At 74.1% G+C, this 13,871-nt stretch carries 14 protein-coding genes; 8 read left to right on the plus strand and 6 right to left on the minus strand.

Going from position 1 to position 13,871, the window contains the following annotated elements:
* Positions 1 to 155: 155 nt before the first annotated feature.
* The gene (locus tag AB0H28_RS28380) at positions 156 to 359 is read left to right on the plus strand and encodes a cold-shock protein (RefSeq protein ID WP_030338233.1); all 204 of its coding nucleotides are present in this window, start codon (positions 156 to 158) and stop codon (positions 357 to 359) included.
* An 85-nt stretch (positions 360 to 444) separates the two neighbouring features.
* On the opposite strand, the gene AB0H28_RS28385 is transcribed toward AB0H28_RS28380, so the two are convergent.
* Together AB0H28_RS28385 and AB0H28_RS28390 are read right to left on the minus strand one after the other, a co-directional pair.
* A complete protein-coding gene (locus AB0H28_RS28385) occupies positions 445 to 636 on the minus strand; it encodes a hypothetical protein (RefSeq protein WP_358046615.1) in 192 nt (63 codons plus the stop codon).
* Positions 637 to 727: 91 nt separating this feature from the next.
* Positions 728 to 1,711, minus strand: a complete 984-nt coding sequence (locus AB0H28_RS28390; RefSeq protein WP_358046618.1) for an aldo/keto reductase — start codon at positions 1,709 to 1,711, stop codon at positions 728 to 730.
* An 86-nt stretch (positions 1,712 to 1,797) separates the two neighbouring features.
* On the opposite strand from AB0H28_RS28390, the gene AB0H28_RS28395 reads away from it, so the two are divergent.
* Both AB0H28_RS28395 and AB0H28_RS28400 read left to right on the plus strand, forming a co-directional pair.
* Complete coding sequence (locus AB0H28_RS28395) at positions 1,798 to 2,589, plus strand: trans-aconitate 2-methyltransferase (RefSeq protein WP_358046653.1); 792 nt, start codon at positions 1,798 to 1,800, stop codon at positions 2,587 to 2,589.
* Entirely contained in the window at positions 2,586 to 3,605 is a 1,020-nt protein-coding gene (locus AB0H28_RS28400; protein ID WP_358046620.1) for an adenosine deaminase, read from the plus strand. The genes AB0H28_RS28395 and AB0H28_RS28400 overlap by 4 nt, the downstream gene beginning before the upstream one ends.
* Positions 3,606 to 3,846: 241 nt before the next feature.
* On the opposite strand, the gene AB0H28_RS28405 is transcribed toward AB0H28_RS28400, so the two are convergent.
* Positions 3,847 to 5,235 carry a HAMP domain-containing sensor histidine kinase gene (locus AB0H28_RS28405; protein WP_358046623.1) on the minus strand — a complete coding sequence of 463 codons (1,389 nt, stop codon included), beginning with the start codon at positions 5,233 to 5,235 and terminating at the stop codon, positions 3,847 to 3,849.
* 29 nt (positions 5,236 to 5,264) lie between these two features.
* Positions 5,265 to 5,954 (minus strand): response regulator transcription factor, encoded by a 690-nt coding sequence (locus tag AB0H28_RS28410; protein WP_358046626.1) that lies wholly within the window; start codon positions 5,952 to 5,954, stop codon positions 5,265 to 5,267.
* 73 nt (positions 5,955 to 6,027) lie between these two features.
* Here AB0H28_RS28410 and AB0H28_RS28415 point away from each other — a divergent pair, with 73 nt between their 5' ends.
* Positions 6,028 to 6,957 (plus strand): ADP-ribosylglycohydrolase family protein, encoded by a 930-nt coding sequence (locus AB0H28_RS28415; protein WP_358046629.1) that lies wholly within the window; start codon positions 6,028 to 6,030, stop codon positions 6,955 to 6,957.
* A 193-nt stretch (positions 6,958 to 7,150) separates the two neighbouring features.
* Here the strand turns inward: AB0H28_RS28415 and AB0H28_RS28420 are convergent, their stop codons facing one another.
* A complete protein-coding gene (locus AB0H28_RS28420) occupies positions 7,151 to 8,077 on the minus strand; it encodes a YcnI family protein (RefSeq protein WP_358046632.1) in 927 nt (308 codons plus the stop codon).
* A gap of 199 nt (positions 8,078 to 8,276) precedes the next feature.
* Here AB0H28_RS28420 and thrS point away from each other — a divergent pair, with 199 nt between their 5' ends.
* Both thrS and AB0H28_RS28430 read left to right on the plus strand, forming a co-directional pair.
* Positions 8,277 to 10,319, plus strand: a complete 2,043-nt coding sequence (gene thrS, locus AB0H28_RS28425) for a threonine--tRNA ligase (RefSeq protein ID WP_358046635.1) — start codon at positions 8,277 to 8,279, stop codon at positions 10,317 to 10,319.
* A gap of 100 nt (positions 10,320 to 10,419) precedes the next feature.
* Positions 10,420 to 10,965 carry an HIT domain-containing protein gene (locus AB0H28_RS28430; RefSeq protein WP_358046638.1) on the plus strand — a complete coding sequence of 182 codons (546 nt, stop codon included), beginning with the start codon at positions 10,420 to 10,422 and terminating at the stop codon, positions 10,963 to 10,965.
* Between the two features lies 1 nt (position 10,966).
* On the opposite strand, the gene AB0H28_RS28435 is transcribed toward AB0H28_RS28430, so the two are convergent.
* The gene (locus tag AB0H28_RS28435) at positions 10,967 to 11,503 is read right to left on the minus strand and encodes a hypothetical protein (RefSeq protein WP_358046641.1); all 537 of its coding nucleotides are present in this window, start codon (positions 11,501 to 11,503) and stop codon (positions 10,967 to 10,969) included.
* An 82-nt stretch (positions 11,504 to 11,585) separates the two neighbouring features.
* Here AB0H28_RS28435 and AB0H28_RS28440 point away from each other — a divergent pair, with 82 nt between their 5' ends.
* The gene (locus tag AB0H28_RS28440) at positions 11,586 to 12,335 is read left to right on the plus strand and encodes a hypothetical protein (protein ID WP_358046644.1); all 750 of its coding nucleotides are present in this window, start codon (positions 11,586 to 11,588) and stop codon (positions 12,333 to 12,335) included.
* Between the two features lie 311 nt (positions 12,336 to 12,646).
* Positions 12,647 to 13,705 (plus strand): aldo/keto reductase, encoded by a 1,059-nt coding sequence (locus tag AB0H28_RS28445; protein ID WP_358046647.1) that lies wholly within the window; start codon positions 12,647 to 12,649, stop codon positions 13,703 to 13,705.
* Positions 13,706 to 13,871 lie beyond the last annotated feature (166 nt).

Consider the following 13,871-nt stretch of genomic DNA (forward strand, 5'->3'; position numbering starts at 1 on the left):
AGTTTTTGCGTACGTGGTTTGCTTTCTCACGCTGTTGCGAGACGCGTGGGTTGAGAGACGTTCCCTGCATGGGGGGCCACCTCAGGCGCCGCTGCTCGAAAACGGCCAATCGGCCGCACGGCGTGCTCGGCCGCCAGTTTTAGAAGGAGTTGCACATGGCGCAGGGAACCGTGAAGTGGTTCAACGCTGACAAGGGCTTCGGCTTCATCACCGTCGATGGCGGGGGTGCTGACGTGTTCGTCCACTTCTCGGCCATCCAGACCAGCGGCTACCGCTCGCTGGAGGAGAACCAGCGGGTGGAGTTCGAGATCGCCCAGGGTCAGAAGGGTCCGCAGGCCGAGCAGGTCCGCCCCATCTGAGCTGACAGAGGCGCCGGCCGCGCCGGCCGGTGCGCGAAGCCCCGCATCCCGTACGGGAGGCGGGGCTTCTCCGTGGCCGGCGCCCTCACAGGCGGCGGGCCCGCATGCCGTACCAGAGTGCGACGAGTCCGATCAGGACGACCACCGGACCGACGACCGCCCAGATCCGCTCGTCGGTCAGCGCGCTGCCCTCGACGTAGCCGAGCCCCAGCACGGTCCAGAGCGCACCCAGCACCACGGCCAGCAGGCCCACGGTGAGCCGGAACCAACCCCTCATCGCGCCCCCTCCGCCGACGTTCGCGCCGGTCCAGCATGCCCGCCGCCGGCCGGTGGCGGTGACGCCGCGCCGGCGGGCCGGGTCGGACCGGTCACCACCGGTCGTGCACCTGCGGCCGGATCAGCTCGTCGTAGGTGGCCCGCACCGAGGCCAGCTCCACCTCGGTCAGTGGCGGCTGGCCGGCCGCCCCGGCGTTGTGCCGGGCCTGCTCGGCCGAGCGGGCGCCGGGGATCACCACGGTCACGCCGGGCTGGTCGAGGATCCAGCGCAGCGCGAACTGCGCCATGGTGCGGTCGTCGCCGACCAGCGGCGCGAGCCGGCGCACCGCGGCCAGGCCGAGGTCGTAGTCGACGCCGGAGAACGTCTCACCGACGTCGAACGACTCGCCGTGCCGGTTGAAGGTGCGGTGGTCGTTCTCCGGGAACGTGGTGTGCTCGTCGTAGCGCCCGGAGAGCAGGCCGCTGGCCAGGGGGACCCGGGCGATGACGCCCACCCCGGCCGCCGCGGCGGCCGGCAGCACGCGCTCCAGCGGCTTGTGCCGGACCGCGTTGAGGATGATCTGCACGCTGGCCACCCCGGGCCGGGCGACGGCGGTGAGCGCCTGGTCGCAGGTCTCCACGCTGACCCCGTACCCGGCGACGCGCTTCTCGGCGACGAGGGTGTCCAGCGCGTCGAAGACCCGGTCGTCGGCGAAGACCGCGGTGGGCGGGCAGTGCAGCTGCACCAGGTCGAGTGTGTCGACGCCGAGGTTGGCCCGGGACCGGTCGGTCCAGGCCCGGAAGTTCTCCAGGGTGTACGCCTCCGGCGTCTGCGGCACCCGGCGGCCCATCTTGGTGGCCACGGTCAGCCCGTGGTCGGGGCGGGAGCGCAGGAAGCGGCCGATGAGCTGCTCGCTGCGGCCGTCGCCGTACACGTCCGCGGTGTCCAGGAAGGTGACGCCGGCGTCCACCGCGGCGGTGAGCACGTCGAGCGCCGCGTCCTCGCTGACCTCGCCCCAGTCGGCGCCGAGCTGCCACGCGCCGAGTCCGATGATGCCGACGTGCCGGCCGAGCCGGTCGAAGTTGCGCTGTTCCATCCGGTCGAGCCTAGTGAGCGGGTTGCCGCTTCGCCCGCCGGGCCGTACCGTCTCCAACAAGACGTACGTACGGTTTGGAGATGGTCATGTGGGACCCGAACGCCTACCTGCGCTACGGCGACGAGCGCTCCCGGCCCTTCGTCGACCTGCTGGCCCGGATCGGCGCGAACCGCCCGCGCGCGGTCGTCGACCTGGGCTGCGGGCCCGGTACGCTCACCGCCACGCTCGCCGAGCGCTGGCCCGGCAGCCTGGTCACCGGGCTGGACTCCTCGCCCGAGATGATCGCGCGGGCCGGTGCCCTGGACACCCCGGTCTCCTTCGCCGTGGCCGACGCCCGCGACTGGCGGCCGACGCCGGAGGTGGACGTGCTGGTCGGCAACGCGGTGTTCCAGTGGGTGCCGGAGCACCGTGAGCTGCTCGCCCGCTGGGCCGCCGAGCTGCCGCCCGGCGCGTGGCTGGCGTTCCAGGTGCCCGGCAACTTCGCCGCGCCGTCGCACCGGGCGTTGCGCGAGGTCGCCGGACGGAACCGGTGGCGCGACCGCCTCGCCGGGCTGCTGCGCGAGGCCCCGGTCGACGAACCGGTCGACTACGCCACGCGGCTGACCGGCGTGGGTTGCGCGGTGGACGCCTGGGAGACTACCTACGTGCACCTGCTGCCGGCCGCCGGCGTCGTCCACCCGGTGCTGGCCTGGATGGAGGGCACCGCCCTGCGCCCGGTCCGCGCCGCGCTGGACACCGCCGGCTGGGCCGACTTCCGCGCCGAGCTGGGGGTACGGCTGGCCGAGGCGTACCCGGTGCGGCAGGGTCAGGTGTACTTCCCGTTCCGCCGGATCTTCGTGGTGGCCCGCACCGGCGCCCGCGCAGAGGAGAACCCGTGACCGACCTGCCCACCTTCATCGCCGGACTGCCCAAGGTGGAGCTGCACGTGCACCACGTCGGCTCCGCCTCGCCCCGGATCGTCGCCGAGCTGGCCGCCCGGCACGAGGGGCGCAGCCCAGTCCCGGCCGACCCGGAGGCGCTCGCCGACTACTTCGCGTTCCGCGACTTCGCCCACTTCATCGAGGTCTACCTGAGCGTGGTCGACCTGATCCGCGACGCCGACGACGTCTGGCTGCTCACCCACGAGGTGGCCCGGGAGCTCGCGCGCCAGCAGGTCCGGTACGCCGAACTGACCGTCACCCCCTACTCGCACGTGCACCGGGGCATCCCGGCGCCGGCGTTCTGCGAGGCGATCGAGGACGCCCGCAAGCGGGCCGAGGCCGACTTCGGCATCGCGCTGCGCTGGTGCTTTGACATCCCCGGCGAGGCCGGGCTGCCGGCCGCCGAGCAGACCCTGCGGATCGCGCTCGACCAGCGGCCGGACGGGCTGATCAGCTTCGGCCTGGGCGGCCCCGAGATCGGCGTGCCCCGGCCGCAGTTCAAGCCGTACTTCGACCAGGCCCGCGCGGCCGGGCTGCGCTCGGTGCCGCACGCCGGCGAGACCACCGGCCCGGAAACGATCTGGGACGCGCTGCGCGAGCTGGGCGCCGAGCGCATCGGCCACGGCATCTCCGCCGCACTCGACCCGGAGTTGCTGGCCCACCTGGCCGAGCGGCGGATCCCGCTGGAGGTGTGCCCGACGTCGAACGTGCGGACCCGGGCGGTGGCCAGCCTCGACGAGCACCCGCTGCCGCAGCTGATCGAATCCGGCGTGCCGGTCAGCATCAACTCCGACGACCCGCCGATGTTCGGCACCACGCTCAACGACGAGTACGCGGTCGCCGCCCGACTGCTCGGCATCGGCCCCGAGGGGGTGGCTGCGCTGGCCCGCGACGCGGTCGCCGCCGCGTTCCTGGCCCCGGCCGAGGCGGCCCGGATCAGCGCCGAGATCGACGCACACCTGGCGGCTGGCTGACGGAGGGCATGCGCTCACGGCCCTCGCTGCGCTCCCCGGTGGGAGCGGCGCGCGACGGGAGCGAGGTGTGGGGGGACCGGACTCCCGCCGCGCGCACGGATCCGCCGGCCGGAAGGTGTTACGGGGCGTCCCGGCCGACGGAACTGATGGGTTCTGTGGGAGATCCTGACATTCCGCGGCCCCGCGGTGGCCGTCGTTAAAGCACTCCTAAGGAGAACTTGCGTCGCCGCACAACCACGGGTCAGCGCGGTCGTGGCCAGCGCCGCCCGGCGCGCGGTTCGCGGGCCTCCCGGGCCATCCGGCCGACCAGCCCGAACCGGTTGACCTGTCGCGGCGCCGCTTCCGGGTCGGCCAGCAGCATCACCACGCTGGCCCCGCCGAGACGCGCCCGGTCGAGGCTCACCGAACCGTTCGCCTGCAACGCGACCCGCTTGGCGATGTCCAGCCCGAGCCCGGTGGAGCCCTGGTCGCTCTCACCCCGGCGCAGGGCGCGGTCCGGGTTGGCGATGCCCGGCCCGGCGTCGTCGATCCGGATCGCCACCCAACCGTCGCGGCGGCTCACCGCCACCTCGAACGCGGTGCCCTGCGGCGTGTACCGGAAGACGTTGCCGATCACCGCGTCCAGCGCGGCGGCCAGCTCGGCGCGGGGCACCGGGGCCGGGATGCGTAGCTGCGCCCCGACCACCCGGTGCGGCCGGTTCTGGTCGCCGGCCAGCGCCGACCAGAAGACCATCCGGTCCCGGACCACCTCGCTGACGTCGCAGGACGCCGGTGCCGTCTCCTGGCTGACCGCCTTGCGGGTGGTCTTGATGAGTTGGTCGACCTCGCCCTCCAGCGTGACGATGGCCTGCCGGATCCGCCGGATGCCGCGCCGCCGGTCCAGCTCCGCCTCGCTGAACGTGCCGATGCTGGTGTCGTCGGACTCCAGGGCCTCCGCGTCCAGCCGCAGCGCGGTCAACGGGGTACGCAGCCGGTGCGACAGGTCGGCGACGAGTTCGTGCTCGTCGGCGCGCAGCGTCACCAGCCGCTCCGCCATCCGGTTGAACGCGTGCCCGGCCTCCGCCAACTCCCGCGGGCCGGCCGGCTCGACCCGTACGTCGAGTTCGCCGTCGCCCACCGCGAGCGCCGCCTTGACCAGGTCGCCGGTGGCATCCACGGCCCGGGCCGCCACCCGGTCGACCACCACCACCGCGGCGCCGACCAGGGCCAGCGCCACCGCGAGCAGCAGCAGCCACCGCCCGCCGCTGCCTTGGTCGAGCACCTCGTCGGGCACGAAGACCTCCACCACGGCCACCCGGTCGCCGAGCACCACCGGATCCAGCCGCAGCACCCCGCCGTCCACCTCGGTAACCATCGAGCGCCGCTGGGCGGCGGCGTCGGCGAGCGCCGCGGGGTCGGCGCGACCCGCCGACTCGTCGGTGCCGATGCCGTGCACGACCGGCCGCAGCGCCGGGTCGTCGCCGCTGGCCGCCACCGCCCGCTCGACCACCCCGGCGTCGGTGCTGACCGCCAGCGCGCCGGTGACCAGCGCGCCGCGCCGCGCCGCGTCGGCCAGCTTCTCGTCGCGGGACCGGTCGGACAGGGTCATGCCGAGCGGAATCAGGAAGGCGAGCGCGACCAGGCTGCACATGCCGGCGGTGAGCCAGGCCAGCGCCGACCTCAGTCCGGCGCCACCAGCCGGAAGCCGACCCCCCGCACGGTGCGCAGGTAGCGTGGCCTCGCCGCGGACTCGCCCATTTTGCGGCGGAGCCAGTATAGGTGAACGTCGATGGTCTGGTCCTCGCCGACCGATGGCTGCCGCCATACCTCCTCCAAGAGTTCCCGCCGGGACACTACCCGGCCGGGGCGAGCGGCGAGATACGCCAGTAGGTCGAATTCCTTGCGGGTCAGGGCCAGTGACTCCCCGTCCAGCACCGCGCTGCGCTCGCCCACGTCCACCCGCAGGCCGCCGACCGTGTGCACGGCCGGTTGCACGCTCCGGCTGGCCCGACCGGCCCGGCGCAGCACGGTGGTGATCCGGGCGTCCAGGTGCGCACCAGTGAACGGCTTGACCATGTAGTCGTCCGCGCCGGCGCGCAACAGCCGGACCACCGACTGCTCGTCGTCGCGGGCGGTGGCGATGATGATCGGCACGTCGGTGATGCCGCGCAGCATGCGCAGCGCGTCCGAGCCGTCCAGGTCCGGCAGGCCCAGGTCGAGCACGACCAGATCGGGTGTCTCCGCGGCGACCCGCCGCAGCGCGTCCAGCGCGGTGCCGACGGCGTGCACCGCGTGCCCCCGGTCGGTCAGCGACCGCAGCATCGCGCCACGCACCACGTGGTCGTCTTCGACCAGCAGGACGGTTGCCACGTCAGCACCGTACTCGGCGTGGCAAGTCGATCGCGTTGCGACGGTCCGGGGAAGCGGGCAAGCTGGAACGGCGATGACGTTCACCCTCTTTCCCGACACCCGCCTCACGCTCGCCCGCGACGCGCTGGCCGGCCTGTCGGTGGGCGACGCCCTCGGCTCGCAGTTTCTCGTCCCCGGCCGGCACCCGGCCGACCTGGCCGAGGGACGACTGCCCGCACCACCGTGGGAGTGGACCGACGACACCGAGATGGCCTGCTCCGTGGTGGCCGAGTTGGCCGCCGCCGGCCGGATCGACTCCGACCGGCTGGCACTGGCCTTCGCCGAGCGCTGCGAACCTCACCGGGGCTACGGCCCGGGCGCGGTCACCGTCCTGCGGCTGATCCGCACCGGCACGCCGTGGCCGGTGGCCGCCGCGTCCGCCTTCGACGGGCAGGGCTCCTGCGGCAACGGCGCGGCCATGCGCGTCGCCCCGCTCGGCGCCTGGCACGCCGACTCCCCCCGCCGCGCCGCCGAGCAGGCCCGCGCCGCGGCCGAGGTGACCCACGCCCACCCGGAGGGCGTCGCCGGAGCGGTGGCGGTGGCGGTGGCCGCCTCGCTGGCCGCCCGCGCCCGCCTCGACGGCGACCGGCCGGAGCCGGCCCGGCTGCTCGGGGCGGTGGCCGGCACGCTCGACCCGGCCGGCGCGGTGCACCGGGGCGTACGCCGGGCCGCCGCGCTGCTCGGCCGCCCGGCCGGCGAGGTGGCCGAGGCGGTGGGCAACGGTTCGCGGGTGACCGCGCAGGACACCGTGCCGTTCACGCTGTGGGTCGCCGCCACGCTGCTGCACGACTATCCGGCCGCGATCGGCGCGTGCGTGGCGGCGGGCGGCGACGTGGACACCACGGCGGCGATCGCCGGCGGGATCGTCGCCGCGTTCACCGGCGTCGGCACCCCGGGCGGCGTGCCCGAGGGCTGGTTGACCGCCCGCGAACCGCTGCCCGGCTGGCTCACCGCTTCCGCCTGACCATCGCGCGCCGCACGGCGCGCGCCGCGCCGGCTCTTGGTCTGAAACGGCCACCCCGGGGGGCAGGTTCCTACGAAGATCTTCGGCGTTCCCGCTCCGCGGGAGGCGGTCTCCATTTCTTGGGAGCATGTGATGTCCGGCGTGGCCGGCTGGGGGTCAGGAGCGTCCGGGGTGGCGCTGGCGCCGACGGTAGTCAGGAGTGTGCGCGAGCGGAGCCGGCGGTGGCGGGTTCACCGGCGGCCGGGGCGTCGGTCGCGGGCGCCTGGACCGAGTCGCCCTCCCGAGCTTGGACGCCGGACGTGGACTCGACGCCGGCGTCGGCACCGGCGGGAGAGCCGGCGGTGTCCGGCGGGAGGGTCATGGTGCCGCGCCGGCGGCGGCTGAGCAGCCAGCCGATCGCCGCGCCGCCGGCCAGCCCGGCGAGCAGGCCGCCGCCGAGCAGCAGGTCTGCGCTCGGCCCGTCGTCGGCCGCCGGCGCCCGGGCACCGACCCCGCCCGGGTCCCCCGGCGCGTCGCCCGCGACGCCGTGACCGCCGTGGCCCCCGGCACCCGCGCCCGCGTCGCCGCCGTGGGCGGCGGCGCCCGGCAGCGGCGGCAGCAACGCGACCGTCGGCGCCGGGTGCGCGCCGCCGGCCGGGTCCGCCCAACGGACCACCGTGCCGTCGGCGTACGTCTGCACCACCGTGAAGGTCAACCGGTCGGTGGCCGGCATCGGCCCCATGCCGAGCGGCAGCCGGGCCGCGCCGGTGCCGGCGCCGGGCACCCGGAGCCAGGTCACGGCGTGGGTCACCTGGTTCAGCTCGGACGCGTGGATGCCGGCGATCGGCTGGTCCAGGTCACGGGTGGTGATGGTCGGCGCCCAGTCCGGCACGGACAGCGGATAGACCTCACCGATCGGGGCGTCCGCCGGCATGGTCAGCTCCACCTTCGTGGTCCGGCTGCCCGGACGGTCCGCGGGCACCACCACGGACAGTTCGATCGCGTCGCCCTGGTGCACCTCGCCGGGGGCGGTCGTGACGGTCACGCCGGCGGCGCTGGCCGGGCCCGGCCAACCCACCGCCGCGGTGCACGCGGCGGCCAGCAGCACCGCCGCCCACCGGCCCTGACGGGTCATCCTCATCGTCGTCCTCATCCTTCTCGACCGGGCCGGCACCGGCTCCGGCCCCACCCGGTAGTTCGGACCGGACGGTGGAAAGGTTCAACGCGGCGCGCAACTCGTGCCCGGTGGCCGCGTCGGCGGCGGCGCGGATCCGGGCGACCGATACCATCGCAGGGGCCGGTCATCCGGCAGATCCGTACCGTCGACGACAGGAGTCACCGTGTCCGCACCCCGTATCCCCGCCGTGGCCGACCCCGTCGTCGTCGCCGCCGGGACCACGGCGGCCGACGCGGTGGCCGCGGCCGGGCTGCCCACGAGCGGGCCGAAGGCGGTCGTGGTGGTCCGCGACCCGCAGGGCAGGCTGCGCGACCTGGACTGGAAACCGGCCGAGGAGACCCCGGTCGAGCCGGTGCCGCTGAACAGCCCGGCCGGTCTGGAGGTGCTGCGGCACTCCACCGCGCACGTGCTCGCCCAGGCCGTGCAGGACGTCTTCCCGGAGGCGAAGCTCGGCATCGGCCCGCCGATCGAGAACGGCTTCTACTACGACTTCGGCGTCGACAAGCCGTTCCAGCCGGAGGACCTGGCGACGCTCGAGAAGCGGATGCAGGAGATCGTCAAGTCCGGCCAGCGGTTCCGGCGCCGCCGCTTCGCCAGCCTGGACGAGGCCCGCAGTGAGTTGGCCGCCGAGCCGTTCAAGCTGGAGCTCGTCGACCTCAAGGGCGAGCAGGAGCAGGGCGAGGTCAAGGGCGAGGGGCTGGACTCCTCCGAGGTGATGGAGGTGGGCGGCGGCGAGCTGACCATCTACGACAACCTCGCCGCCAACGAGGACAAGGTCTGCTGGTCGGACCTGTGCCGTGGCCCGCACCTGCCGAACACCCGGCTGATCGGCGCGTTCAAGCTGATGCGTTCCGCCGCCGCCTACTGGCGCGGCTCGGAGAAGAACCCGCAGTTGCAGCGGGTCTACGGCACCGCCTGGCCGACCCGCGACGAGCTCAAGGCGTACCTGAAGCTGTTGGAGGAGGCCGCCCGGCGCGACCACCGCAAGCTCGGCACGGACCTCGACCTGTTCAGCTTCCCCGACGAGATCGGCTCCGGCCTGCCCGTCTTCCACCCCAAGGGTGGCGTGCTCAAACGGGTGATGGAGGACTACGTCCGCACCCGCCACATCGAGGAGGGCTTCCAGTACGTCGGGACGCCGCACATCTCCAAGGAAGGTCTCTTCCACACCTCGGGACACCTGCCCTACTACAAGGACACGATGTTCCCGCCGATGGAGATGGAGGGCAGCGACTACTACCTCAAGGCGATGAACTGCCCGATGCACAACCTGATCTACTCCTCGCGCGGGCGGTCCTACCGGCAGTTGCCGATGCGGCTGTTCGAGTTCGGGTCGGTCTACCGCTACGAGAAGTCGGGCGTGATCCACGGCCTGACCCGGGTCCGGGGCTTCACCCAGGACGACTCGCACTCCTACTGCACCCGGGAGCAGGCCCCGGCCGAGATCAAGCACCTGTTGGGTTTCGTGCTCAGCCTGCTGCGTGACTTCGGCATCGACGACTTCTACCTGGAGCTGTCCACCCGCGACGACACCCGGCCGGACAAGTTCGTCGGCACCGACGAAGACTGGGCCACCGCCACCGAGGTGCTCCAGCGGTGCGCGCTGGAGACCGGCCTGGACCTGGTCCCCGACCCGGGCGGTGCGGCCTTCTACGGCCCGAAGATCTCGGTGCAGGCCAAGGACGCCATCGGCCGCACCTGGCAGATGTCGACGATTCAATACGACTTCAACCAGCCGAAGGGCTTCGGCCTGGAATACCAGGCGGCCGACGGCACCCGGCAGCAGCCGGTGATGATCCACTGCGCGAAGTTCGGCTCGATCGAGCGGTTCATCGGCGTGCTCACCGAGCACTACGCGGGCGCGTTCCCGGCCTGGCTCGCGCCGGTGCAGGTGGTCGGCATCCCGATCCGCGACGAGCACGGCGACTATCTGGAGGAGTTCGCGGGCACGCTGCGTCGGCACGGCATCCGGGCCGAGGTCGACCTGGGCGACGACCGGATGCAGAAGAAGATCCGCAACGCCCAGCAGCAGAAGATCCCGTTCATGGTGATCGCCGGCGACGACGACGTGGCCGCCGGCACGGTCTCCTTCCGCTACCGGGACGGCTCGCAGCGCAACGGCGTGCCGCTCGCCGAGGCGGTAACGCACATCCGCGAGGTGACCGAGTCCCGCACCAACACCGGCCCCACCGCCGCTGAGGTGTAAGGAAGGGCCCCTTGTTAACGCCAGAGGTAGAGGCGCGGGACCCGCTTGACCGGGCGGCGCGGTGCGGCGGCGCGGCGGCGAGGATCGTAGGATCGCCGGTGTGACAGGGGTGGAGCGGCACACGGACAGTGGCCTGGCGGACGGGCTGGAACGGCTCTGGACGCCGCACCGGATGACCTACATCTCCGGCGGCGACCGACCCGAGGGCGGTTACGAGAAGCCGGCCGGCTGCCCGTTCTGCCTGGCCCCGGGCCGCCCGGCGGAGGAGAGCCTGGTGGTCGCCCGCGGCGAGCACGTGTTCGCGGTGCTCAACCTCTACCCCTACAATCCCGGCCACCTGCTGGTCTGCCCCTACCGGCACGTGGCCGACTACACCGAGCTGGACGCGCCGGAGACGGCCGAGCTCGCCGCGTTCACCAAGGACGCGATGCGGGTGGTCCGGCAGGTGTCCAACGCGCACGGGTTCAACCTGGGCATGAACCAGGGCGGGGTGGCCGGCGCGGGCATCGCCGCGCACCTGCACCAGCACGTGGTGCCGCGCTGGGGCGGCGACGCCAACTTCATGCCGGTGATCGGCCGCACCAAGGTGCTGCCGCAACTGCTCACCGACACCCGTGACCTGTTCGCCACCGTGTGGCCGGCCTGACTCAGCGCAGCCGGCCCCGGACCCGGGCGAGCCGGCGGCGGGCGCCGGTTGCGGTCCGCTGGGCGGCGGCGGCCCGGTCGGCGGCAAGTTCGGCGCGGACCGCGAGCTGACGCAGCCGCCGCTGCACCATCCGGTCGCCGTGCCGGGCGATCCACAGGCACACCCCGGCCAGCGGCAGCTCGACCAATGCCGCCAGCAGCACCGACACCGCCAGATCGGGGCCGGGCGGCGTGGTGGTCACGTCGAACCAGGCGTCCACCGCGAGCATGGTCGCGGTGGCGGCGGCGGCGAGCACCACCTGCCGGTTCCCCCGGTACGCGTGCCAGGCGGTCAGCCCGAGCAACGCCACCAGCCCGAGGTCGAAGCCGACCCAGGCGGCCCGGTAGTGCACTGTCACCTGGTGCCGGGGCAGCGTGAACGCCAGGTATCCGATCCAGGGCAGGGTGAGCACGGCCAGCGTCACGAACGTCGGCGCCACCCAGCGCGGCGCCGGGCGCACCCGGGCCGCCTGGTCGACCTGTTCCACCGACGTCTCCATCCGCGCCTCCCGGCCCTGGTGGTGCCCCCACCGCCGGGCTCGGCAAACCCCACGGTCACTCCTCGACCGTACGATCGTGCGCATGGCCCTGCTGCATCGCGCGGAACTGCGCCCCTCGAAGCTGGAGTTGCTCGCATCCTGGCTGCCCGGCCGGCCCTGGTTCGTCGGTGCGGCCGGCGCGACGGTCAGCCGGGTGGCGGCCTACCGCTTCGACGACCCGGCCGGCGCGGTCGGCATGGAGACGCTGCTGGTGCGGGCCGGCGACGGGCCGGTGCTCCAGGTGCCGCTGACCTACCGGGGCGCCCCGCTGGCCGGCGCGGACCGGTTCCTGATCGGCGTCGTGGAGCACTCGGTGCTCGGCCGCCGCTGGGTGTACGACGCCGTCGGCGACCCGGTCTACCCGCCGGCGCTGGCCGCCGCGGTGTTGGCCGACGCCGGCCAGGCCCAGGAATACTTCGAGGTCGACGGTGAACGGCAGGTGCGCGAGCCGAGCATGACGGTGACCGGCAGCCGCACCGACCGGGCGTTGCCGGCCGGCCCGGCCGACGAGGTGGTCGACGGCGACCCCACGCTGATCCGCGCCGGGGGCGTCGAGCTGGCGCTGGTTCGCCGGCCGGTCCCGGCGACCGACGTCGCGGCGTGGTCGGCCCGCATCTTGGCGTCGTCGGCCGACGTGCCGGCGTCGTCGGCCCGCATCTTGACGTCGTCGGCCGACGTGCCGGCGGCGGAGGCCGATCTCCGGGTGGCACCGGCCGAAGCTCCGGTGGCGGGCCGGCTCACCGGCGCCTGGCCGGGACAGGAGGCCGCAGTGCTGCTGGCCTACGCGCGCTGAGCTGCCGGATCCCGTCGGCGGGCCGCCGAGGTGCCGGGGTGCTGTCGGTGCGTCTACCGAGGTGCCGGGGTGCTGTCGGTGCGTCTACCGAGGTGCCCGGGTGCCGCCGGTGGGCCGCCGAGGTGCCGGGGTGCGGGCCGGTAGACATGCCATTCACCTGGGGCGACATGACCAGGAGTCATAATCATGACTCTGCGGCACACCGCTCTCACCCCGACTACTGGCCCGTCGCATCACGCAGAGTGACGACAGGTTGGTGCGTGGAGCGACGAACCTGCCCGCGGGCACCGCGAAGGTGACAGGATTCGGCGATGGCAGTCAGCACGCGGCAGCTCGGCCGCAGCGGCATCGAGGTGAGCGCCCTGGGCATGGGGTGCTGGGCGATCGGCGGTCCGTGGGCCGAGGGCGCCCGACCGCTGGGCTGGGGCGCGGTCGACGACGGCGAGTCGGTGCGGGCGATCCGTCGTGCCCTCGACCTCGGGGTCACGCTCTTCGACACCGCCGACACCTACGGTGCGGGGCACGGCGAGCGGGTGCTGGGGCGGGCCCTCGGCGGCCGACGCGACGAGGCGGTGGTCGCCACCAAGTGGGGTTACACGTTCGACGAGCGCAGCCGGCAGGCCACCGGGGAGAACGCGTCGGCGCAGTACCTGCGCCGGGCGGTGGTCGACTCGCTGCGCCGGCTGGACACCGACCGGATCGACCTCTACCAACTGCACCTGGGCGACCTGCCGCTGCCCCGGGTCGAGGCGCTGATCGGCACGCTCGACGACCTGGTCGCCGACGGCCTGATCCGGGCCTACGGGTGGAGCACCGACCGGGCCGACCGGGCCGCCGCGTTCGCCCAGGTCGCCCGCGGGGCCACCGCCGTGCAGCACACGCTGTCGGTGCTCCGGGACGCACCGGCCATGCTGGCCGCCGGCGACAAGCACGACCTGGCCAGCCTGGCCCGGGCGCCGCTCGGGATGGGGTTGCTCACCGGCAAGTACACGCCGGAGTCGACGCTTCCGCGCGACGACGTACGCGGTCTCGGGCCGACCTGGCTGGAGTGGTTCCGCAGCGGCCGGCCGGCCCCGGAATGGCTGCGCCGGGTGGCCGCGGTCCGGGGCGCGCTCACCGCCGACGGGCGCACCCTGGTCCAGGGCGCGCTCGGTTGGATCTGGGCGCGCAGCGGCCGGGCGGTGCCGATCCCTGGTGCCCGCACGGTCGCCCAGGTCGAGGAGAACGCCGCCACGCTGGCCCGGGGCCCGCTCCAACCGGACCACTTCGCCGAGGTGGAGCGGCAGCTCGCGGCCCTGCGCTCGGCTGCCCGCCGCGACGCCGACCGCCCACGGTGGCCGATGCCTCCCGTCCCCGCCGTCCGCCCCTGATCCCATCCGCGCGCTCGTTCACGGAAACAGTGGCCATCCGGGGCGGGATGGCCACTGTTTCCGTGAACGGGCGCGGGGCGCGGGGCGCGGGGCGCGGGGCGCGGGGCGCGGGGCGCGGGGCGCGGGGCGGGGGGAGATCGGAAGAGCGTCGGGTCGGGAAAGAGTG

This window comes from Micromonospora sp. NPDC050980, assembly GCF_040653835.1.
Classification (GTDB): Bacteria; Actinomycetota; Actinomycetes; order Mycobacteriales; family Micromonosporaceae; genus Micromonospora.

Coding starts and splice junctions, on each gene's coding strand:
- AB0H28_RS28390 (WP_358046618.1), bottom strand. CDS start 1,711: ATGGAACAGCGCAACTTCGACCGGCTCGGCCGGCACGTCGGCATCATC.
- AB0H28_RS28435 (WP_358046641.1), bottom strand. CDS start 11,503: ATGGAGACGTCGGTGGAACAGGTCGACCAGGCGGCCCGGGTGCGCCCG.
- AB0H28_RS28405 (WP_358046623.1), bottom strand. CDS start 5,235: ATGTGCAGCCTGGTCGCGCTCGCCTTCCTGATTCCGCTCGGCATGACC.
- AB0H28_RS28440 (WP_358046644.1), top strand. CDS start 11,586: ATGGCCCTGCTGCATCGCGCGGAACTGCGCCCCTCGAAGCTGGAGTTG.
- AB0H28_RS28395 (WP_358046653.1), top strand. CDS start 1,798: ATGTGGGACCCGAACGCCTACCTGCGCTACGGCGACGAGCGCTCCCGG.
- AB0H28_RS28385 (WP_358046615.1), bottom strand. CDS start 636: ATGAGGGGTTGGTTCCGGCTCACCGTGGGCCTGCTGGCCGTGGTGCTG.
- AB0H28_RS28380 (WP_030338233.1), top strand. CDS start 156: ATGGCGCAGGGAACCGTGAAGTGGTTCAACGCTGACAAGGGCTTCGGC.
- AB0H28_RS28420 (WP_358046632.1), bottom strand. CDS start 8,077: ATGAGGATGACCCGTCAGGGCCGGTGGGCGGCGGTGCTGCTGGCCGCC.
- AB0H28_RS28445 (WP_358046647.1), top strand. CDS start 12,647: ATGGCAGTCAGCACGCGGCAGCTCGGCCGCAGCGGCATCGAGGTGAGC.
- AB0H28_RS28415 (WP_358046629.1), top strand. CDS start 6,028: ATGACGTTCACCCTCTTTCCCGACACCCGCCTCACGCTCGCCCGCGAC.